This window comes from Candidatus Eisenbacteria bacterium (assembly GCA_013140805.1).
In the GTDB taxonomy this organism is placed as follows: Bacteria; Eisenbacteria; RBG-16-71-46; order RBG-16-71-46; family RBG-16-71-46; genus JABFRW01.
Window position 1 is genome coordinate 1 of the sequence record JABFRW010000215.1, and the last position, 21,158, is coordinate 21,158.

25 protein-coding genes are annotated in these 21,158 nt (G+C 66.3%); all 25 read left to right on the top strand.

The window, feature by feature from the left end; genetic code table 11:
* Positions 1-212: aminomethyl-transferring glycine dehydrogenase subunit GcvPB (locus HOP12_16365; GenBank protein ID NOT35716.1), on the top strand; the 212-nt coding region annotated here is incomplete at its 5' end.
* Entirely contained in the window at positions 209-628 is a 420-nt protein-coding gene (locus tag HOP12_16370) for a hypothetical protein (GenBank protein NOT35717.1), read from the top strand. The genes HOP12_16365 and HOP12_16370, both read left to right, overlap by 4 nt.
* Complete coding sequence (locus HOP12_16375; GenBank protein NOT35718.1) at positions 618-929, top strand: hypothetical protein; 312 nt, start codon at positions 618-620, stop codon at positions 927-929. Before HOP12_16370 ends, HOP12_16375 begins: the two co-directional genes overlap by 11 nt.
* Positions 926-2,734, top strand: coding sequence for a methylaspartate mutase (locus HOP12_16380; GenBank protein NOT35719.1), 1,809 nt, complete (start codon positions 926-928; stop codon positions 2,732-2,734). The genes HOP12_16375 and HOP12_16380 overlap by 4 nt, the downstream gene beginning before the upstream one ends.
* Positions 2,734-3,855: a hypothetical protein gene (locus HOP12_16385; GenBank protein ID NOT35720.1), complete on the top strand. Its 1,122-nt coding sequence runs from the start codon at positions 2,734-2,736 to the stop codon at positions 3,853-3,855. Before HOP12_16380 ends, HOP12_16385 begins: the two co-directional genes overlap by 1 nt.
* 125 nt (positions 3,856-3,980) lie before the next feature.
* The gene (locus HOP12_16390) at positions 3,981-5,183 is read left to right on the top strand and encodes a fibronectin type III domain-containing protein (GenBank protein ID NOT35721.1); all 1,203 of its coding nucleotides are present in this window, start codon (positions 3,981-3,983) and stop codon (positions 5,181-5,183) included.
* An 8-nt stretch (positions 5,184-5,191) separates the two neighbouring features.
* Entirely contained in the window at positions 5,192-5,854 is a 663-nt protein-coding gene (locus HOP12_16395; protein ID NOT35722.1) for a hypothetical protein, read from the top strand.
* Between the two features lie 4 nt (positions 5,855-5,858).
* A complete protein-coding gene (locus HOP12_16400) occupies positions 5,859-6,695 on the top strand; it encodes a hypothetical protein (GenBank protein ID NOT35723.1) in 837 nt (278 codons plus the stop codon).
* Complete coding sequence (locus HOP12_16405; GenBank protein NOT35724.1) at positions 6,692-7,381, top strand: hypothetical protein; 690 nt, start codon at positions 6,692-6,694, stop codon at positions 7,379-7,381. Before HOP12_16400 ends, HOP12_16405 begins: the two co-directional genes overlap by 4 nt.
* Positions 7,382-7,443: 62 nt before the next feature.
* Positions 7,444-8,235 carry a hypothetical protein gene (locus tag HOP12_16410; GenBank protein NOT35725.1) on the top strand — a complete coding sequence of 264 codons (792 nt, stop codon included), beginning with the start codon at positions 7,444-7,446 and terminating at the stop codon, positions 8,233-8,235.
* Positions 8,232-10,061: an ABC transporter substrate-binding protein gene (locus HOP12_16415; GenBank protein ID NOT35726.1), complete on the top strand. Its 1,830-nt coding sequence runs from the start codon at positions 8,232-8,234 to the stop codon at positions 10,059-10,061. Before HOP12_16410 ends, HOP12_16415 begins: the two co-directional genes overlap by 4 nt.
* 76 nt (positions 10,062-10,137) lie before the next feature.
* A complete protein-coding gene (locus tag HOP12_16420; protein NOT35727.1) occupies positions 10,138-11,106 on the top strand; it encodes an ABC transporter permease in 969 nt (322 codons plus the stop codon).
* The gene (locus HOP12_16425; protein NOT35728.1) at positions 11,099-12,265 is read left to right on the top strand and encodes an ABC transporter permease; all 1,167 of its coding nucleotides are present in this window, start codon (positions 11,099-11,101) and stop codon (positions 12,263-12,265) included. Before HOP12_16420 ends, HOP12_16425 begins: the two co-directional genes overlap by 8 nt.
* Positions 12,262-13,296 carry an ABC transporter ATP-binding protein gene (locus HOP12_16430; GenBank protein ID NOT35729.1) on the top strand — a complete coding sequence of 345 codons (1,035 nt, stop codon included), beginning with the start codon at positions 12,262-12,264 and terminating at the stop codon, positions 13,294-13,296. The genes HOP12_16425 and HOP12_16430 overlap by 4 nt, the downstream gene beginning before the upstream one ends.
* The gene (locus HOP12_16435; protein ID NOT35730.1) at positions 13,289-14,311 is read left to right on the top strand and encodes a dipeptide ABC transporter ATP-binding protein; all 1,023 of its coding nucleotides are present in this window, start codon (positions 13,289-13,291) and stop codon (positions 14,309-14,311) included. Before HOP12_16430 ends, HOP12_16435 begins: the two co-directional genes overlap by 8 nt.
* 638 nt (positions 14,312-14,949) lie before the next feature.
* Entirely contained in the window at positions 14,950-15,231 is a 282-nt protein-coding gene (locus HOP12_16440; GenBank protein NOT35731.1) for a BMC domain-containing protein, read from the top strand.
* Positions 15,232-15,265: 34 nt separating this feature from the next.
* Positions 15,266-15,565 (top strand): ethanolamine utilization microcompartment protein EutM, encoded by a 300-nt coding sequence (gene eutM, locus HOP12_16445; protein NOT35732.1) that lies wholly within the window; start codon positions 15,266-15,268, stop codon positions 15,563-15,565.
* 6 nt (positions 15,566-15,571) lie between these two features.
* Complete coding sequence (locus HOP12_16450; GenBank protein NOT35733.1) at positions 15,572-15,877, top strand: EutN/CcmL family microcompartment protein; 306 nt, start codon at positions 15,572-15,574, stop codon at positions 15,875-15,877.
* Positions 15,874-17,310, top strand: coding sequence for an aldehyde dehydrogenase EutE (locus HOP12_16455; protein ID NOT35734.1), 1,437 nt, complete (start codon positions 15,874-15,876; stop codon positions 17,308-17,310). The genes HOP12_16450 and HOP12_16455 overlap by 4 nt, the downstream gene beginning before the upstream one ends.
* Positions 17,310-17,864 carry a BMC domain-containing protein gene (locus HOP12_16460; GenBank protein NOT35735.1) on the top strand — a complete coding sequence of 185 codons (555 nt, stop codon included), beginning with the start codon at positions 17,310-17,312 and terminating at the stop codon, positions 17,862-17,864. The genes HOP12_16455 and HOP12_16460 overlap by 1 nt, the downstream gene beginning before the upstream one ends.
* A 4-nt stretch (positions 17,865-17,868) precedes the next feature.
* Positions 17,869-18,159 (top strand): EutN/CcmL family microcompartment protein, encoded by a 291-nt coding sequence (locus HOP12_16465; protein ID NOT35736.1) that lies wholly within the window; start codon positions 17,869-17,871, stop codon positions 18,157-18,159.
* Positions 18,159-18,428 carry a EutN/CcmL family microcompartment protein gene (locus HOP12_16470; protein ID NOT35737.1) on the top strand — a complete coding sequence of 90 codons (270 nt, stop codon included), beginning with the start codon at positions 18,159-18,161 and terminating at the stop codon, positions 18,426-18,428. Before HOP12_16465 ends, HOP12_16470 begins: the two co-directional genes overlap by 1 nt.
* A gap of 108 nt (positions 18,429-18,536) precedes the next feature.
* Positions 18,537-18,839 (top strand): integration host factor subunit beta, encoded by a 303-nt coding sequence (locus HOP12_16475; protein ID NOT35738.1) that lies wholly within the window; start codon positions 18,537-18,539, stop codon positions 18,837-18,839.
* A gap of 225 nt (positions 18,840-19,064) precedes the next feature.
* Positions 19,065-20,705 carry a VacB/RNase II family 3'-5' exoribonuclease gene (locus HOP12_16480; GenBank protein ID NOT35739.1) on the top strand — a complete coding sequence of 547 codons (1,641 nt, stop codon included), beginning with the start codon at positions 19,065-19,067 and terminating at the stop codon, positions 20,703-20,705.
* The coding region (locus tag HOP12_16485) for a hypothetical protein (GenBank protein ID NOT35740.1) at positions 20,702-21,158 on the top strand (457 nt) is incomplete at its 3' end. The genes HOP12_16480 and HOP12_16485, both read left to right, overlap by 4 nt.

Below are 21,158 nucleotides of genomic sequence, written 5' to 3' on the forward strand. Positions count from 1 at the left end.
AGACACTCGATCGTCTCGAACATTTCGCCGCGGCCATGGAGACGATCGCGCGCGAGGCCGCCGAGAATCCGGAACAGCTGCGCCTGGCCCCTCACACGACGCCGGTGAGCCGGCTCGACGAGGGCCGCGCGGCGCGCGACCTGGTGCTCCACTGGCGCGCCACTCCGAGGCGCCCCGCCGCGGTCTCGCAGAGCGCGTCGAGCCGCTCGTGATGCCCGACTCGGTCGAGTGGTCGTTTCGTCCGTGGCGCGATCGACCCGCGGTGACCTGGCGTGCACTCGCGGCCGCGACCGCTTCGGTCGCACTGGTGTGGTTCGTGGTGGGTGAGACGCCATTGCGCGTGGCGCTCGGCATCGTGGTTGCGGCGAGTTTCGTTTCGGCGTGCCTGCCGGTGCATTGCCGCATCGATGCCGACGGGGTTTCCTATCGCAACGCGCTCGGAATGGCGCGTCGCGGCTGGAATGAAGTCCGGCGCGCGACGATGTTCGTGGGTGGAGTACGCCTCTCTGCCTACTCGGGGCGGCATTGGCTCGCGGGGTTTCGCGACCTCGATCTGCCGCTGCCGCTCGCGGACCGCGATCGGCTGGTCGAGCGCATCCGGCCGGTTCTGGCGGCCCATGGCCTCTGATCCGATCTTGGATTCGGACGACGCGCGGCTGCTCGAGCGACTCGCCGAACGCGTGGTGGAATTGCGACTCGAGACGCCGGCCCTGCTGGCGATCGAGAGCGCGCGACCTCTCGCGTTCGTGGCGTCTCAGGCGCTGGTGTTCTTCCAGCCGTTCGTCGCGATGTGGATGCCGGTCGGGGCCTACGAACGCTTCGCGTTGCTCATGCAGGACCGCCGCAATGTGGACGCGCTGGCCGAGCACATCGAGTCGCGAGCCGCCGCTCGACCGCGCACCGCCGCCCGGCCGGGCCCCAAGCCATGAGCGCGCCGCCGCTGGTTCGATCGATCCTCGCCACCGACTGCGGCTCGACCACCACCAAGGCGATCCTCATCGAGCGCGGCGAGTCCGGCTACCGCCTGGTATCGCGTGGTGAAGCACCGACGACCGTGGAAGCGCCGTTCGAGGACGTCACACGAGGGGTCCTGAACGCGGTCAGGGAGATCGAGGAACTGCGCGGGCGCCGCATGCTGGATGGCGATCGCATCCTCACACCGCAAAACGGCGACGAGGGCGTGGATCTGTACGTTTCGACCTCGAGCGCGGGCGGCGGGCTGCAGATGATGGTGTCGGGGCTGGTGCTTCAGATGACGGGGGAGAGCGCCCAGCGAGCCGCGCTCGGCGCGGGAGCGATCGTCATGGACGTGATCGCGCTCAATGACGGCCGGCGACCTCACGAAAAGATCCAGAGACTTCGTCAGCTGCGCCCCGACATGATCCTGTTGTCGGGCGGCACCGACGGCGGCGATACGCTGCGCGTGGTCGAGATGGCCGAGATCCTCGCGGCCGCCGATCCCAAGGCGCGGCTCGGCGCCGGCTACGAACTACCCGTGATCTTTGCCGGCAACCAGGCCGCGGTGCCGATGGTGCGCGAGTGCCTCGAGAAGCGCACCGCTCTGCTGGTCGTGCCGAACCTGCGACCGACACTCGAACGCGAGAACCTGCGGCCGGCCCGCGATGCGATCCACGAGTTGTTCATGGAACACGTGATGGCGCACGCGCCGGGTTACAAAAAGCTCATGACCTGGTCGCGGGTCCCGATCATGCCCACGCCCGGGGCGGTCGGGCTCATCATCGAGAAGATCGCGAAGCGCGATTCGATCGCCGTGGTGGGAGTCGACATCGGCGGTGCAACGACCGACGTGTTCTCCGTGTTCCAGGAAGTCTTCAACCGCACGGTCTCGGCGAATCTCGGCATGAGCTATTCGGTTTCGAATGTCCTGGCCGAAGCGGGGATCGAGAACATCCTGCGGTGGGTGCCGTTCGACGTCGACGAAGTCGAGCTGCGCAATCGGATCAAGAACAAGATGATCCGGCCCACGACGATTCCGCACACGCTCGAGGATCTGGTGATCGAGCAGGCGATTTCGCGCGAGGCGCTGCGGCTCGCCTTCGAGCAGCACAAGCAGCTCGCAACCGGCCTCAAGGGCATCCAGACCGAGCGCACGATCTCCGACATCGTGAATCAGAGCGAGAGCGGCGCATCCCTGGTCGACCTGCTGCAGCTCGGTCTGCTCGTCGGCTCGGGCGGCGTGCTGTCGCATGCACCGAGACGCGTCCAGTCGGCCCTCATGATGGTCGATGCGTTCCTCCCCGAAGGCGTCACCGAGCTGGCGGTCGACAGCATCTTCATGGCGCCGCAGCTCGGCGTGCTTTCGACGGTCCATGAGGAAGCCGCGACGCAGGTGTTCGAAGCCGACTGTCTGATCCGGCTGGGCTCGGTCGTGGCGCCGATCGGCGCGGCGCGTGAAGGCCAGCCGTGCGTGACCGTGCAACTGACAGGCCCGGGAGTCGACGCCTCGCCGCGTCGCGTCGCGTTCGGCGAGCTGGTGGTGCTGCCATTGCCGGCCGACGGCAAGCTGCGGCTCACCGCCACACCCGAGAAGGGCTTCGACCTGGGTGCCGGCAAAGGCCGCCCGATCGAGACCGAGATCCGCGGCGGCGTGGTCGGCCTGATCGTGGATGCGCGTGGCCGCCGACCCTTTCAGCTTCCGTCCACGACCGCCGAGCGCATACGACGCCTGCGGGCGTGGAATGCGGCCCTGTCCGTCTACCCCCGGGAGGTCTGATGGCGCACTCGTACACGCCGGGGCTGCGCGTGACCTCGCACGCGGAGTTGATCCGCGAACGCCGGCTCCCGCTCAAGGGGGACGTGCTGGTGCAGGCGGGCGATGCAGTCGAGGCTCGGACGGTGGTCGCGCGGACCGACCTGCCTGGCAACGTGCAGACGGTCAATCTCGCCGCCAAGCTGTCGCTCGATCCGGCGAAGGTGCCGTCCGCGCTGGCACGACCGCTCGGGAGCGCGGTGCGAAAGGGCGAAATCATCGCCGAGGCGAAGGGGCTGTTCGGACTCATGAGCCAGAAGGTCGAGGCGCCGTCCGACGGCACGCTCGAGAGCGTCTCATCGATCACCGGTCAGCTCATTTTTCGCGAACCCCCACTTCCGATCGAAGTCGAAGCCTACGTGCGTGGCGTGGTCGACGAAGTGTTGCCAGGCGAAGGCGTGAGAATTCGAACCGAGGGAGCCTTCCTGCAGGGCATTTTCGGCGTAGGGGGCGAGACGCACGGACCGGTCGCGATGGTCTCGAGCGGCCCCGAAGCGGAGCTCACCGCCGATCTGCTGCGACCCGAGCATCGCGATCACGTGGTGGTCGGTGGGTGCTACGTTTCGCACGCGACGCTGATGCGCGCGCGGGATCTCAGAGTGGCGGCGGTGGTGGTCGGTGGCTTCGACGATCGCGACCTGCGCCAATTGCTGGGCCGCGACCTCGGAGTCGCGATCACGGGTTCTGAGACGCTCGGATTCACGCTCATCCTCACCGAGGGCTTCGGTCGCATCGCGATGGCGGCGCGCAGCTGGAATCTGCTGGCCGCCCATGTCGGCGAGCTGGCGTCGGTGAGCGGCGCGACGCAGATTCGCGCGGGCGTGATGCGCCCCGAAATCATCATTCCCCGCATCGGGGAGATGAGTGCTCCGGCGGCTGAAATGGGGAGCGGATTCGAGCTCGGCGCCCACATCCGGGTGATTCGGGCGCCCTACTTCGGACGCATCGGTGCCGTGAGCGCCCTGCCCCCCGAGCTTCACGATCTCGACAGCGGAACGCGGGTCCGCGTCATGCACGTGCGCTTCACCGACGACGGCAGCGAGGCGCTGGTGCCGCGCGCGAACGTCGAGCTGATCGAGCGATGAAATGCCGCGTGGGACCCATTTCCGTTGACACTGCGGGAAACGTGTTGCTAGCGTCCGTCCTCAATCGGTTTCTCGGCACGGCTCGACCGGGGTCGTGCGGAGGGTGCAGGACCATGGAGGTTCGTTTGCGACCTTTCCGCCTACCCGACCCGCTGCGTGTCGTTGCCCTGCTGGCGTGGGTCGTGTGTGCAGTCGCATTCGCCGGGTCCGCCGGAGCACAGGACTCCACCGGGGTCGCGCAAATCGCCCCGGCAGCGCCGTCCGGCCTCACGGTCTCCGACGTCGCCAACGACGCGGGCCGCCAGCTCGAGCTCAACTGGAAGCGTTCTCCCGACGATCGCACGGGCTCGACGCTCGTCACCTTCTATCAGATCGAACGTGCCGATCAGCCCGGCGGTCCCTGGGAGGTCGTCGACTCGGTGGCGATGGCGACCGAGTCCTACGTCGACCAGTCGGTGCGACGCGAGCAGTCCTATTTCTATCGCGTGTCCTCGATCGGGCCGGGCGGGCTGACCCCGGCGCTCAGCGTCACCGGACCGGCGGTCGCAACCTCGCAGTTCTTCAATACGGCGCGGTGGAGCGTGCTCGTCTACACGCTGGGCTTCTTCGCATTCGTGATGTTCTTCATCGCTCGAGCGCAGAGCGGACAGAAGACCTTCCTGCGTCGCATTCCGGGCGTGGATGCGATCGAGGAGGCGATCGGTCGCGCGACCGAAATGGGCCGGCCGGTGCTCTACATCCCGGGCATCCTCGACATCGACGACATCCAGACCGTGGCGGGACTCGTGATTCTCGAGAGCGTCGCCAAGCTGACGGCGCGCTACCAGACCGCGATCCGGGTGCCGGTGACGTACCCGATCCCGTTCGCGATCGCGCAGGACATGGTGAAGAACGGTTACCTGAGCGCGGGACGCCCCGACGCTCACGATCCCGATGCGGTGCAGTTCGTTTCGCCGGAACAGTTCGCCTACGTCGCGAACGTGGGCGGCATCATGCTGCGCGATCGGCCGGGCGCCCACATCTTCATGGGTGCGTTTTACGCCGAATCGCTCCTGCTGGCGGAGACCGGCTTCCAGACCGGTGCGATCCAGGTCGCGGGCACCGCGAACGTGCATCAGCTGCCGTTCTTCGTCGTGGCCTGCGACTACACGCTGATTGGCGAGGAATTGTTCGCTGCCGGCGCCTACCTGAGCGGAGATCCCAAGCTGGTCGGAAGCCTCAAGGCCATCGACCTCATGAAGATCACGCTTCTTCTCACCATCCTCGTCGGCTGTGCGCTCGAAACTCTGGGCCACCACGGCTTCACGAATTGGATGGCAACCCAGTAGGAGCCCGAGTGAAGCGCGAGATTCCTCTGCTGCTGACGGGTGCGCTGGGATTGCTCATGATCCTGTCGTTCTTCGTACCCCATCAGTGGATCAGCGTGCCGGCAGATTTCATGCAGGCGAGCGCGATCGTGCTGGTGGCGTTCGGCTACGTGCTGGGAGGTGCGAACGTCCTGCGCGTGAACTTCAGCGCGATCATCAAGCAGAAGTCGGGCTGGCCCTACAACCTGGTGCTGGTGCTCGGACTGATCGCGACGCTTGCGATCGGTGCGGTCGACGGGTGCGCGAATCGGGGCGGATTCCTGAACGAGGGCACCACCTCGAAGTGGATCTACGACCAGCTCTACTCGCCGATGGCCTCCACGATGTTCGCGCTGCTCGCGTTCTACATCGCCTCGGCCGCGTTCCGGGCGTTTCGCATCCGGACGTTCGAGGCCGGCCTGCTGGCGGTCGCGGCGCTGATCGTGATGCTCGGCCGCGTGCCGCTCACCAACGCACTGACGACGTGGGCCCCGGAGTGGATGCGGCTCCAAGCATGGCAGGAGTGGATCATGGATGTGCCGCAGAATGCCGCGAAGCGCGCGATCCTGATCGGTGCCGCACTCGGGGTGATGGCGACCGGGCTTCGCGTGATCCTCGGCATCGAACGAACCTACCTCGGCGCGGAGGAGTGAGCCGATGACCCTGCTCGACCGCCTCGCCCACATCGATCGCCGCTGGATCTTCCTCGCCATGGGCATCCTGGTGCTGATCCCGCTGCTGTTCCCGCTCGCACTGCCGATCTTCGCCGGCAAACCGGTGCGCGATTTCAATGCCGCGATGGAAACGATTCCAGCCGGCTCGACGGTGCTGATGCCGTGCGACTACGACCCCGGCGCGATTCCCGAGCTGGTTCCCATGACGAAAACGGCGCTACGCCAGCTGTGGGACAAGAACTGCAAGGTGGTGATTCCGGTGCTGTGGCCCGGCGGGCCTGGGCTCGTGGACCGCGTCGTTCGCGAAGTCGCGGCGGAGCCGCGCTACGCGAGCAAGCGTTATGGCGTCGACTGGGTGAACCTGGGCTACAAGGCGGGCAATGAGGCGGTGATGGTGCTGATGGGCCAGGGAGTCGCAAATGCGTTCCCGACCGACTTCCGGGGCACTCCGACTCGCGGCATGCCGATCATGGCCAAGGTTCGTGACTACTCGAGCTTCCCGATGCTGGTGAACATCTCGGCCGGCTATCCCGGAACCAAGGAGTGGGTGCAGCAGGTTCAGGCGCGCTTCCACATCCCGATGGTCGCCGGAGTCACCGCGGTGAGCGCTCCCGAGTTCTATCCGTACCTGCAATCCAAGCAGCTGCTCGGATTGCTCGGCGGCATGGCGGGCGCCGCGGAATACGAGAAGATCCGCAACGAGAAGGGTACGGCGACCAGCGGAATGGACGCGCAGTCGCTCGCTCACCTGTTCGTGGCGCTGTGCATCGTGCTCGGCAACGTGGTCATGCGCCGGCGCGTCGGAGGGAGCGCCTCGTGAGCCCGCACTGGTCGACCGATCCCGGCGTGTGGATTGCCGCCGCACTCACGATGTTCATCTTCAGCTTCCTCTACAAGGACAACCCGTTCTACAAGTTTGCCGAGCACCTGTTCGTCGGAGTGTCGGCCGGTTACTGGATCATCCTCAACTTCTGGACCGTCATCGTGCCGAACCTGTGGACGCCGCTCGTGAACGGATTCGCGGGCCGGGGCACGGTGGCCGCGAACGTCGGACCACTCAACGTGTCCCAGGGCGACTACCGGGTGTTGTGGGTGATTCCTATGATTCTCGGCGTGATGCTGTTCGTGCGATTGCTGCCGAAGGGCGGGTGGATTTCGCGTTGGCCGCTCGCGGTGATCCTCGGGGTGTACGCCGGCATCAAGACCACCGGCTTCGCGCAGGGCGACTTCGTCGCACAGGTGCAGGCGAGTCTTCAGCCGCTGTGGACCGGGCAGTTCGGCAGCAGCCTCAACGCCGTGATCTTCACGGTCGGCCTCGTGACCTCGTTGTTCTTCTTCTACTTCAGCCTCGAGCACAAGGGCGGGCTCGGCATCGCCTCCAAGATCGGCATGGCGTTCCTGATGGTCGGCTTCGGCGCGGGCTACGGCTACACGGTGATGTCGCGCGTCTCGCTGCTGATCGGGCGCTTTCAGTTCCTGCTCGGCGATTGGATCGGACTCCGCTGAACGCGCTCCCCGCCACGGGGCCCGAGTTGCGTTGTGAAGCGCCGGGCGACGCTCCCGAGCAGATGTTGCGCGATCGCGCGTTGCTCGATGAAGTGGAGAAGTCCGGAGCGATCGTCATGCGGATCTACCGCTTTGCACCCGCCGGCATCACGCTGGGCGCCCACCAGGACCCGCAACGCGAGCTCGACCTCGAACGCTGTGAGCGAGACGGAGTGCGGTGGGCGGTGCGTCCGACCGGCGGCCGCGCGATCTTTCACGACGACGAGTGGACCTATGCGTTCGCGGCGCCGATCGATCATCCCGAGTGGGGCGGAGGCTTGCTCGAAGCGTACGATCGAGTCAGCCGGGTGATCGTGAGTTCGCTGCTGCGCCTCGGAGTACCTGCGAGTCTGGCGCGTTCGGGAGGCGCGCGCGCCGGGACGGCATCGCGCGCGGAGGTTGCCGCTCCGTGCTTCACTTCGACGGCCCGCCACGAGATCGTCGTGGCGAATCGCAAGCTGGTCGGCAGCGCCCAGCGCCGCACCGCGACCGTCTACCTGCAGCAGGGCAGTGTCCTGCTCGGCGAGGGTCATTTGCGCCTGGTCGACTACCTCAATCTCGAACTCGAGGCACGCGAGCGAGAGCGCCAGGCGCTCACCGGCGCGGCCGTCAGTGCGCGGCGCTGGCTCGGCGAACGTGCACCCCTCGAACGTTGGGCCGAAGCGCTGCGAGCGAGCTTCTCGGTCCCCGGCGAGCCGGCCTGGAGCGGTGGATCGCGCTCCCGATTGGCCCTCGAAAAACCGCCTTCCTATACTGTGTCAAACGTTGTCCCCGAAATGGCCCGCCTCCGCACTCCGGGAGAGACCCACTCATGATCATCGCGCGCATTCGAACCGTTTCGCTGCTCGCCCTCGGCCTGCTGTTGCTCGCGCTGGCGACCGGCTGCGGCGGCAGCACCGGAGTCGCCGCTTCGAGCTACAAGGATCCGTTCCCGCTCCCTCGCGACACCATGCAGTTCGTGGCGAAGGAAGTCGGCCGCCACGGCGGGCGCTTCGTGATCGGACAGACCTCGGCGCCCAAGTCTTTCAACGCGATCATGGCGAACGAGACCTCGTCCACCGACCTGACGCAGTTGTTGTTCGTGGGGCTCAGCGAGTACGACAACGGCCGGCAGGTCGAGATCCCGATGGTGGCCAAGAGCTGGGACCTGAGCGAGGACGGCCGTCGCTGGACCTATCACATGCGGCGCGGCGCGGCGTTCTCGGACGGGCACCCGATCACCTCGGCGGACGTGCTGTTCTCGTTCGAGGTGACCTATGACGAGACGCTCCATCCCTCGATGCAGGAACTCATCAAGGTGAATGGAAAGCCGTTTCAGATCAGCGCACCCGATTCGTACACCGTCGTGTTCGACATTGCCGAGCCCTACGTGCTCATGAATGCGGTCGTGGGTTCGGTCCGCATCATGCCGAAGCACATCCTGGAGCCCGCGTTTCGCGGCGGCAATTTCGCAGCTGCCTACAACTCGAACACAGCTCCCGAGAGCCTCGTGACGAGTGGGGCCTGGAAGCTCAAGAGCTTCGTGCCGGGCGAGAAGACGGTGCTGACGCGCAATCCGTACTGGTTCGGCGTCGACTCGAAAGGGCAGCGCCTCCCGTACCTCGACGAACTGACATTCGTGATCGTGCCGGATCAGAACACCGCATTCCTCAAGTTCCAGGCCGGCGATCTCGACGCGCTCGACAACGTCAAGCCCGAGGACTACAAGACCTACGAAGACATGCAGAAGTCGCATGACTTCACGCTCCACGAGATCGGACCGAGCCTCAACACGAATTTCTTCTGGTTCAATCTCAACCGGGTGCACGAGCCGAAGCCGGGCCGCAAGCTGGGCTCGACTTACCTCGACGCGACCAAGTACGCCTGGTTCAGCGACGTGCGCTTCCGGCGCGCGGTGTCGATGGGGATCGATCGCGAAGCGATGATCCGCGGAGTGTTCTTCGGAGACGCGGTCAAGAACTGGGCGACGTACACCGCCGGCAACAAGCTGTGGTACGACCCGACCATCACGGGCGCCGACTACGATCCCGAAGGCGCGAAGCGGCTGCTCGCGGAGGCCGGCTTCAAGGATCGCGACGGCGACGGCGTGCTCGAGGACGCGAAGGGCCACACCGTTTCATTCACGATCAAGACGAACGGCGACAACGTGACGCGCGTGCAGATGGCGAACTTCATCAAGGACGACCTGGCGAAGATCGGCATCAAGTGCATTCCGACCCCGGTCGACTTCAACACCTTGATCACGAATCTGCGCCAGGACTTCCAGTACGAAGCCTTGCTTCTGGGGCTGTCTTCCGCGGTACCGCCGGACCCGGGCATGGGGCAGAACGTGTTCCGCTCGAGCGGTCTCACGCACTACTGGAACATCAAGCAGCCCCGGCCCGAGACGCCCCAGGAGGTCGAGATCGATCGCCTGATCGGCGAGAATGTCGGGACCTTCGACATGGCGATCCGCAAGGCCACGCTCCATCAGATCTTCGAGATCTGGAATCGCGAGGTCTACACGGTGTGGCTTCCGACTGTGATCATGAAGCTCCCGGTGAGCAATCGCTTCGGTAACACCGAGCCGGTGCCGATTCCGCATCGCATCCTGTGGAACATCGACCGGGTGTTCGTGAAGTCGCCCGGTCGACCGGCGTGATCGGCGCATGAACGTGCGGCCCCGTGGCGCGTCCACTCCCGATCGGGAGCGGCGCGCTCGCCGCGCCACGTGACCCATGCGGACCTTCATCCTCCGGCGCATTCTGCAGACCATCCCGCTTCTGATCGGGATCTCGGCGCTCACGTTCCTGTTGCTCCAACTCGCGCCGGGCGACTTCCTCAACACCATGGCCGAGAACCCCGGCATCTCAGCCGAGAGCATCGAGGCGATGCGCCGGCGTTTCGGACTCGATCAGCCCTGGTACCTCCAGTACGGCATCTATCTGAAGAACGTCTTTCTGCATTTCGACTTCGGCGAGTCGTTCTCGCGTCATCAGCCGGTCTTCACAGTGCTGAAGGAGGGCCTCCTCAACACCCTGCTGCTTGCGACCTCGGCGGCGGTGGTGACGTGGGGCCTCGCGATTCCGCTCGGCGTCTGGGCGGCGGTTCGTCAGTACGGCGCAGTCGACAAGACGCTCTCGCTGATGGCATTCGTCTGGCTATCGATCCCCGAGGTGTTGTCCGGGCTCTTGCTGCTGTTTCTCGCCGCCAAAACCGGGCTGTTTCCAGTCGGCGGGATGCGTTCGCTGGACTGGGAGACCATGGATCTGGGCGCGCGTCTGTTCGATCTCGCCCACCACCTCGCACTGCCGGCGCTGGTGACCGGACTGATCCCTCTCGCCAGCCGCATGCGACAGATGCGCGGCAATCTGCTCGACGTGCTGCGCCTGGACTACATCACGACCGCGCGTGCCAAGGGGCTCTCGGAACGCACCGTGATCTTCAAGCATGCCGCGCGCAACGCGCTCAACCCGCTCATCACGCTGTTCGGTTTCACGCTCGGAGCGCTGGTGTCGGGAGCGTTCGTGTCCGAGATCATCTTCGCGTGGCCGGGCCTCGGACGTATCACGCTCGAAGCGATCCAGACCCAGGATCAGTATCTGGTGCTCGGATCGGTCCTGATGGCATCGGTGGTGCTCGTGGTCGGGAATCTGATCGCCGACCTGCTGCTCGCGGTCGCGGATCCGAGGATCAGCTATGACTGATCCACGTACGTCGACGCCGGCGGCCGCCAGCGCAGCGGCCGACCCGTCCGCGCTCGAGATCCTTGCGAAGCCGCCCGAAAGTCCGGCGCGCATTTTCTGGCAGCAGTTCCGCAAAAGCCCGGTCGCGGTGACGGGCGGCGCCATTCTGCTCGCGCTGTACGGCCTCGCCCTGTTCGCGCCGTTCGTCTCGCCCTACTCGCCGGAAGAGATGGATCGGAATCGCTTCTACCACGCACCTCAGGCTCTGCACTTTCGCGACGCCTCCGGCCGGTTCTCGGCGTGGCCGCACGCGTTCCCGACCCGCATCGCCGATCCGCGCGCGTTTCGGTATGAAGAAGATCCGGCCGGCGCGACGCCGCTGCGGCTGTTCGTGAAGGGCGCGCGTTACCACTGGCTGGGCGTGATTCCGATGGATCGGCATCTGTTCGGAGTCGATGCGCCGGTGCGGTTCTACCCGTTCGGCACCGATCCGAATGGACGAGATGTGCTGTCGCGGTTGCTCTACGGCGCCCAGATCTCGCTCACGGTCGGACTGATCGGCATTGCGATCTCGTTCACGCTCGGCCTGCTGCTGGGCGGTATCTCGGGGTACTTCGGGGGCTGGGTGGACTCGATCATCATGCGATTCACGGAATTGCTGCTCAGCATCCCCGGCCTCTACCTGCTGATCGCGCTGCGTGCCATCTTCCCCGTCGACCTTCCGAGTCAGCAGGTGTACCTGGGCATCGTGGTGATTCTCGCGCTGATCGGCTGGGCCGGCCTCGCGCGCATCATCCGCGGCATGGTGCTCTCGATCCGACGCGCGGAGTACGTGGCCGCGGCCGAGGCGCTCGGCATGAGCCGACTGCGGATCATCGCGCGACACATTCTGCCGAACACCATGTCGTTCGTGATCGTCGCGGCGACCATCTCGATTCCCGGCTACATCCTTGGTGAAGTCGTGCTGTCGTTTCTGGGGCTCGGCGTGCAGGAGCCGGCCGCCTCGTGGGGCAACATGCTGGCGCAGGCTCGCAGTCTTCGCGTGCTCACGTCGTTCCCGTGGATGCTGCTGTTCCCCGGCAGCGCGATCTTCGTGACGGTGCTGGCATTCAACTTCCTCGGTGACGGACTGCGCGACGCGCTCGACCCGCGCCGCGTGCTCGGAGGCAAGACCACATGAGCGAGCCGCTGCTGCGTCTCGAGGACCTGCAGACCCACTTCTTCACGGACGACGCCGTGGTGCGCGCGGTGGACGGCGTCTCGTACGAGCTGCGCGAGCGCGAAACACTCGCGGTGGTGGGAGAGTCGGGGAGCGGCAAGAGCGTGACGGCGCTCTCGATCCTCGGCCTGGTGCCGCAGCCGCCCGGTCGCATCGTGGGCGGGAGCATGCGTTTCCGCGGACGGGAGTTGAGAGGCATGCCGATCTCGGAGCTGCGAAAGATCCGCGGCAAGGAGATCTCGATGATCTTCCAGGAGCCCATGACCTCGCTCAATCCGGTCTACTCCTGCGGCGAGCAGATCATGGAAGCGCTGATGCTGCACGAAGGGCTCGACCGAAAGGCCGCCAGGCAGCGCGCGATCGAAATGCTCCAACTGGTGGGGATTCCGCTTCCCGAGCAGCGCGTGGACGAGTATCCGCACCAGATGTCGGGCGGCATGCGCCAGCGCGTCATGATCGCGATGGCGCTCGCATGCCGCCCGGCGATCCTGATCGCCGACGAGCCCACCACGGCACTCGACGTGACGATTCAGGCGCAGATCCTCGAGCTGCTCGAACGGCTGCAGCGCGATCTCGGCATGGCGGTCCTGCTCATCACGCACGACCTGGGTGTGGTGGCCGAGACCGCCGATCGCGTCGCCGTGATGTACGCGGGGCAGGTGGTCGAGTACTGCGACGTGAACGAAGCCTTCGAGCGCACCTTGCATCCCTACACGGCGGGTCTGCTCGCGTCGCTGCCGAAGCTCGGGATCAAACAGGAAACCCTGCGCGTGATCCCCGGCAATGTCCCGAATCCCGCGCACTTTCCACCGGGATGCCGCTTCCATCCGCGCTGTCCGATCGCGATCGATCGGTGCCGAACCGAGATGCCGGTGCTTCGAGACTTCGGCAGCGGGCACACCTCGCGCTGCTGGCGCGCCGAAGAGATCGCGGCCGGAACCGTCGATCCGGCAGGTCCGGTCTCCGACGCTGCGGGAGGTGCACGTGGCTGATCCGCTGCTTCGGGTGCGCGACCTCGTCAAGCACTTCCCGATCAAGAAGGGCCTGCTGTCACGCGTGGTCGGACAGGTTCGCGCGGTGGACGGGATATCATTCGACGTGCAACGCGGCGAAGTGCTGGGACTGGTGGGAGAGAGCGGCTGCGGCAAGACCACCGCAGGGCGCTGCATCCTGCGGCTCATCGAGCCGACCGCGGGCAGCGTTCAATTCGAGGGTCGCGAAATCCTGGGGCTGTCGCGCAAGGACCTGCGCGCACTGCGGCGCGAGATGCAGATCGTCTTTCAGGATCCCTACTCGAGCCTCAATCCGCGGCTCACGGTGGGCAGCATGCTCAACGAGGCACTCACGATCCACCGCCTCGCCAAGGGCCAGGCGGCGCGCGATCGCGTAGCGGAACTGCTGACGCTGGTGGGACTGGCGCCCGACCACGCGCGGCGCTATCCGCACGAGTTCTCGGGCGGCCAGCGCCAGCGCATCGGGGTGGCTCGGGCCCTGGCGGTGAATCCCAAGCTGATCATCGCGGACGAGCCGGTGTCGGCGCTCGACGTGTCGATTCAGGCGCAGATCGTGAATCTGCTCCGGGACCTCCAGCAGAAGATGTCGCTGACCTACGTATTCATCGCCCACGACCTCTCGGTGGTCGAGCACATCAGCAATCGAGTCGCAGTCATGTACCTCGGCAAGATCGCGGAGCTTGCTCCGGCCGCAGCGCTCTACCTAGAGCCGCGGCATCCGTACACGGTCTCGCTGCTGTCGGCGATCCCGATCCCCGATCCACGGCGCAAGAAGCAGCGCATCGTGCTCAAGGGTGACGTGCCAAGCCCCGCCAGGCCACCCTCGGGGTGCCGCTTCCATCCGCGCTGCTTCATGGCGCAGGAGCGCTGCCGCATCGAGGAGCCGACGCTGCGCGAGATCACGCCCGGGCACTGGTCGGCGTGTCACTTCGCGGAGAGCGTGCCGGCGGAAGCGGCCAAGATCGGCACCGTCGGGGCGGGGACTGAAACCTAGCACCCCGGCCGCTTCGAGCGATCGCGAGCGACTTTCCCCATCCATGCCGAATGCTCGGGCGAATTGACCCCCTGCGCGAGACCGGGAACTACAATCGCCCGACGCTGGATCTACTCCACTGGCTGAGATCACGAAGGCAATGATCTGCAAAGCAACGAATTGCGCGGACGGGGTCGAGCTGAAGTGCTGGCTTCGAGCAGCGTGGCACCTGGCTTGCGGTGTTAGTTCCTCGAACGCCGATCCGGCGGTTGCGGACCGGCAACGACATCGCAACACCAGGTTGTTCCCTGTTCGACTCGTGATTGGCCGGCTGTGGGCTGATCCCCCTATCGCGAGCGAAGGAGTCTTACGGACCGGTACACGGTCGATACGGGGAACTTTTTAGGGCTCCGCCAGCGGCACATGCCTCCCAGCTAGACACCCGAGGCCGCAGCGGAGCCCATGACTTTTCGTCCGGAGTTCGTCGAGGTGCGTGTTCGTTCCGCGCCTCCGATGTCCGCGGTCGCTCGAGACCTCCGGCTCTCGCGCGTTGATTCGCTCCGCAAGCCCTGTTAGCTTCGCAGCTTCCATGGGATCCGGTGCGGCTCGGCCGGGCCGCCTTTCGGGTCGCACCCTTGCGGAGAGCGAGCGAACCTCACGTGCCACGCGAAGCCCTGGGACTCATCGAGACCCGTGGGCTGATCGCCGCCATCGAGGCGGCGGACGCGATGTGCAAGACGGCGTCGGTCCGTCTGGTTCGCTACGAGAAGATCTCCGGAGCGCTCGTGACCGTCTGCATTCGGGGCCCGGTGGCTGACGTCGAATCCGCGGTGGAGGCCGGCGCGCGAGCGGCGGCGCGGTTGGGAGCGGTCGTCGCCCACCACGTCATTCCGGCACCCGATCCGCAACTCGAAGACCGACTCGCGGGACCCGCGCGCTGAACGGCGGCCCGATTCCACTGGCAGGGAGGGCGGCATGCAGGAAGAGGCTCTGGGACTCATCGAGACCCGCGGGTTCGTGGCGATGGTCGAGGCGACCGACGCGATGGTGAAGGCGGCACGGGTTCAGCTGGTGCATTACGAAAAGATCGGCGGCGGCTACGTGACCGCCGTGGTACGCGGTGACGTCGCCGCAGTTCGCGCCGCGACCGAAGCAGGTGCCGCCGCCGCCGCCCGCGTGGGTGAGGTGGTTTCGGTGCACGTGATTCCGCGCCCGCACGGCCAGCTCGAGGACGCGCTGCCGATCGGCCGCGCCGCCGCTCCGGCCAAGAAGTAGCGTTCGATGATTCTCGCGCAGGTGCTGGGGACCGTCGTCTCCACGCGCAAGGACCGCGGCCTGGTGGGGCTCAAGCTGATGCTGTGTCGCGAGCTCGACGCCACGCTGAAGCCGCTCGGCAACTACGTCGTGGCGGTGGACGCGGTCGGTGCCGGCACCGATGAAGTCGTGCTGGTCGCGAGTGGTTCGTCGGCGCGCCTCACGGAAGCCTCAAAGGACAAGCCGGTCGACGCCGTGATCACGGGGATCGTGGACGTGGTCGAGGTCGGGGGTCGCGACGTCTACTCGAAGCGTGAAGGTGTGACGGCGTGAGCCGCGAGACGCTCGGCACCGCGCTCGATGCCCGCCGCATCAGCGGGATCGTCGCCGAGGTGCTCGAAAAGCTCGATCGAGGCTCGGCGTCCGCCGGCGGGAGCGCACCGCTCGGAATTCATCCAGACCTCGACACGGCCGTCCGCGCCGCGCGCGATTCGTTCAAAGCCTTCGACGAGGTGCCGCTCTCGACCCGTCAGGCGGTGATCGACTCGATCCGCTCCACGCTCGCCACCCAGTATCGGACGCTCTCCGAGCTCGCGGTCGAGGAAACCGGGTTGGGGCGCGTCGACGACAAGATTCTCAAAAACCGCCTCGTCACCGAGAAGACGCCGGGCACCGAGGACCTCGCGCCGATCACCTGGACGGGTGACCACGGCCTGACGCTTGCCGAGCGGGCACCCTATGGCGTCATCGCGGTCATCACGCCGGTCACCAATCCGAGTGAGACCGTGATCAACAACGGCATCTCGATGATCGCGGGCGGCAATACCGTGGTGCTGTGCCCACACCCGAACGCGCGCCGGGTCTCGAATCTGACCGTCGATCTCATGAATCGTGCGGCGCGCAAGGCCGGTGCTCCGCTGCCGCTGATCCACTCGGTCGACGAGCCGACACTCGAGGTCGCTCAGGCGTTGCTGCGCTACAAGGGTATCCGACTGAACGTGGTCACCGGCGGTCCCGCAGTGGTGCGCGAGGCGCTGGCCGCGAGCAAGAAGGCGATCACCGCGGGGCCCGGCAATCCGCCCGCGGTGGTGGACGAGACCGCGGACCTCGAGAAGGCCGGACGCGATCTGGTGATGGGCGGCTCGCTCGACAACAACATCATCTGCACCGACGAGAAGGAGATCGTGGTGGTTTCGGTCATCGCCGATCGTCTCAAGGAAGCGATGGCGCGCGCGGGTGCGGTGATCCTCGCGCCGCATCAGATCGAAACGCTGCGCCGGGTGGTGTTCGAGAAGGAGCAGGGGCCGCGAAAGTACGCGATCATCCAGCGTCGCTTCGTCGGCAAGAACATCGACGTGATCCTGCGCGAGGCCGGAATCCCGTGCGATCCGACCAAGCGCATGGCGGTGTGCGAGGTCGACGCCGATCACCCGTTCCTGTGGACCGAGATGATGATGCCGATCATGCCGCTCACGCGGGTCCGAACCGCCGACGACGCGATCGATTTCGCGATCGAGGTGGAACAGGGCAATCGGCACACCGCTTCGATGCACTCGCGCAACATCGAAAAACTCTCGCGCATGGCACGCGAGTGCGACTGCTCGATCTTCGTCAAGAACGGTCCGAATGCCGCGGGACTGGGCTTCGGGGGCGAGGGACCGACCAGTTTCACGATCGCGAGCCCCAGCGGCGAGGGCATGACCACGGCGCGCAGCTTCACGCGCTTCCGTCGTTGCAGTCTGATCGACTCGTTCCGGATCGTGTGATGAACGTCTCCATTGCAGCCATCGAAACCAGCTCCATCGCACAAGGTGCGGTGGTGGGCGACGCGATGGTCAAAACCGCCGAAGTCGAGCTGATCGAGGCCCGCACGCTCTCGCCCGGCAAGTTCTGGGTCCTGATCGGTGGGGGTGTGGCCGAAGTTCGCGCAGCGCACCGGCGCGGACTCGACGCGGCGGCCGAGACGCGACTCGACGATCTGCTCATTCCGCAGCTTCATCTGGATGTCATGCCGGCGCTCAAGGGACGTGTGACGGGCCCCGATCACGACGCGCTGGGCGTGATCGAAACCCTGACCGCAGCGGCCACGATCGTGGCCGCCGACCGAGCCAGCAAGACTGCCGGCATCCTGTTGCGCGAAATTCGGCTCGCGAACGGTCTCGGGGGCAAGGGCTTCGTGACGCTGTCGGGCGATGTCGCGAGCGTTCAGGCTGCGGTCGAGGCCGGCAAGTCGGAGGCGCAGCGTGGCGGGCTGCTGGTGCGCGCGGTCGTGATTCCGCGACTTCACGAGCAGATGAAGTCGCGGCTGTGGGTGCGGTGACGCCATGCACTTCGCGCGCGTGATCGGCACCGTCGTCTGCACCGAGAAGGTGCCTTCGTGGCGCGGCCAGCGACTCCTGATGTTGCAGCCGACGACGCCCGGCGGTGAAGACCTGGGCCGCCGCGTGGTGGCAATCGATCTGGTCTCGGCCGCGCCGGGTCAACAGGTGTTCTACGTGCGCGGCCGCGAAGCAGCGACCGCGCTTGCGAACCCCGACAATCCCGCCGACGCCGCGATCGTGGGTATCGTCGATCAGGTCAGCGAGTCCGATGCTCCGGCGGGAGCTCGAGCCTGATGCAGATCGCGCGCGTCATGGGGGAGGTGGTCGCGACCACTCACCACCGCGATCTGGATGGGCGCAAGCTGTTGCTCGTGCAGCCGGAGAATCCCGACGGCTCCGCGCGTGGGGGCCGCGTGATCGCGGTCGACGCGTCTCAGGCGGGGGTCGGGGATCGGGTGCTGGTCGCCGACGAGGGGAATGCCGCCGCCCAGGTGCTGGAACGTGGCCGCGGTGCGATCCGCACCGTGATCGTCGGGATCATCGACGATGTGGCCGGGGGATGAGGTCCGTGCTACTGTCCCCGGCCGAATCGCGCTCCGCCGCGCCCCCGATGCGGCGCGGAGCGATTGCTCCGCGCAGTGACTCAGCGTTCTGACCGGGAGGGCCGCACCATGACCAAGGCTGACCTCGTCGAGCAGATCGCCATTGATACGGGCGTTTCGAAGAATCACACCGCCCTGATCGTGGACGGAATGCTCGACGCCATCTGCCGTGCGTTGAGCGACGGGAAGCATCTCGAAATCCGGGGATTCGGCACCTTCAAGGTGCGCGAGCGCCGCGCTCGCCGAGCGCGCAATCCGCGCAGCGGTACCGAAGTCATGGTGCCCGCGAAACTGGTGCCCGTTTTCAAGCCGAGCAAAGAACTCAAGGCTCACGTGGTCGAAGTCGAGACCCCCGAGCCGGTCGCAAGCTAGACCCCTAGGGAGGAGTTGGAATGGGATCGGGTAAGAAGCGCAAGCGTAAGAAAATCGCGACGCACAAGCGTAAGAAGCGCCTGCGGAAGAACCGCCATAAGAAGCGCGTCCGCTAGTGATCGTCGCGCCGGCTCCCCGGAGGAGCCGGCGCTGCGCCTCGTCGGCCGCGCGTGGGAGACGCGCGGCCGATGGATCTTCGAGCCCTCCAAACGCAGTCGCAGTGGTGTGCGCGAATTGCGCTGGCCGGGGCGTCAGCCGCCCGATCCCGGGGACTTCTGTGTCGCCGAGCTCGACGAGGAGGGGATCTACCACCTCGTCGAGTTGCTGGGTGCCGATGATCGACCCGCGTGGGACGACGTGGCGGTGGTCTCGCAATTTCGACTGCCGACCCGCTTTCCGCGCGAGGTCCTCGATGAGGCGTCCGCGTTTCAGGAACCCGACGATGCGGAGCGCCAGGGTCGCGAGGACCTGCGCGACTCCTGGTGCGCGACCATCGACCCCGAGGACGCACGCGATCACGACGATGCCCTCTCGCTGACGCCCATCGGGCGCGGGCGTTCCGAGGTCGGCATCCACATCGCCGACGTCTCGCACTACGTCCGCCCCGACACGGCGCTCGACCGCGAGGCGCTCGCGCGTGGAACCAGCTGCTATCTGCCGGGCGGTGTCGTGCCGATGCTCCCCGAACACCTGTCGTCGGAATTGTGCTCGCTGCTGCCCGATCGAGATCGGCTCGCGGTGTCGGTGTTCGTGACGCTCGACTCGAAGGGTGAACTGCACGGAGTTCGGTTCGCCGAAACCGTGATCCGGAGTCGCCAGCGGCTCGACTACGGCCGCGTTCAGGCGGCCCTGGACGGGAAGCAGCCGCTTACGGCCGAAGTTCAGGAGCCGATCGAGGGCCTGATGGAACTGGCTCGAGCGCTCCGCCGTCGGCGCTTCGCCAATGGGGCATTGGCGCTCGAAGTTCCCGAGGTCAAGGCGTGGGTCGACGAGCAGGGCATGCCGGTTCGAATCGAACGCCGCCCGCACCTCGAAAGCCACGAGCTGATCGAGGAGTTCATGTTGCTCGCGAATCGTTGTGTGGGCGTCGAAGGCGCTGCGCGCGCGAGCGGACTGCTCTACCGAGTCCACGAACGCCCGCACGAGCGCAAGCTGGTGGACCTCGACCGCATGCTCAAGACACTCGGCCTGCCGCGGCCGGCGCGGACGGACGACCCGGCGCAGGCGCTCCAGGCACTGTTACGCGTGAAACTCGATCCGCCTCATCGACGCCTGCTGCATCGCCTCGTCCTGCGAACGTTGCCACGCGCCCGCTATCTGGAACGCGATCTCGGTCACTTCGGACTCGCAACCACGCAGTACGCGCACTTCACGTCGCCGATCCGGCGCTATCCGGACCTCCACAATCACCGACGGGTGAAGGAGTGGGTCCGCGAACAGCGCAGCGCGGCGTGGGATCCGCATGCGCTCGAGCGACTCGCGGATCGCTGCAGCGCCACGGAGCAGAACGCGACCGATGCCGAGCGCGAGGGGGTGAGGGTCAAGAGCTTGCGCTCACTCGAGGGGCGACTCGGAGAGCAGGCTTCGGGTATCATCACCGGCCTGATTCCTCAAGGCTTCTTCGTGGAGCTGGAAGACGCGCCGGTGGATGGCTTCGTACGCCCGTCGCAATGGCTCGACGATTATTTTCTACTGGATCCCTCGGGCGTTCGATTGGTGGGCCGCCGCACGCGTCGAAGCTTCAGTCTCGGCGATACCGTGCGTGTGACGGTGGCTCGCGTCGACGTACCGGCTCGCGAGTGCGACTTCGCACTCGATGCACCGATGTCGCGCCGGCGTGTCCGCGCGCGAAGGAGACACGGATGACCCCAGCTCCGCGGAAGCTCGAACGTCGCGTCAGTACGCGCGCCGATGCGCAACTCAGCATGCGACTCGGTGGCGCGGTCGGAATGACGGAAGCCCCGGCGTTCGTGACCGAAACGCAGAACGTGTCGTCGAGCGGTGTGTACTGTCTGTCGCCCCACTACCTCGCGCCACTTTCGAAGGTCGATCTCACGCTCGTGCTTCCGCAGGCGGCCGGCGCTCGCAAGGGCGAGAAGCTGCTCAAGTGCGAGGCGGTGGTCGTTCGGTGCCTTCAGACCGCTCACGCCACCCGGGATGCGCGATTCGAGCTGGCGTGCAGTTTCCTCGGACTCGAAGAAGCGCATCGGCGCATGCTCGAAGAGTTCGTGACCTATCGGAATCTCAAGGCGCTCGCGAACGCGACGCGCGGGGTCGGTCGTGGCTCGACCGCCGTGCGCCGGCCGGCCAGCGCCAGGT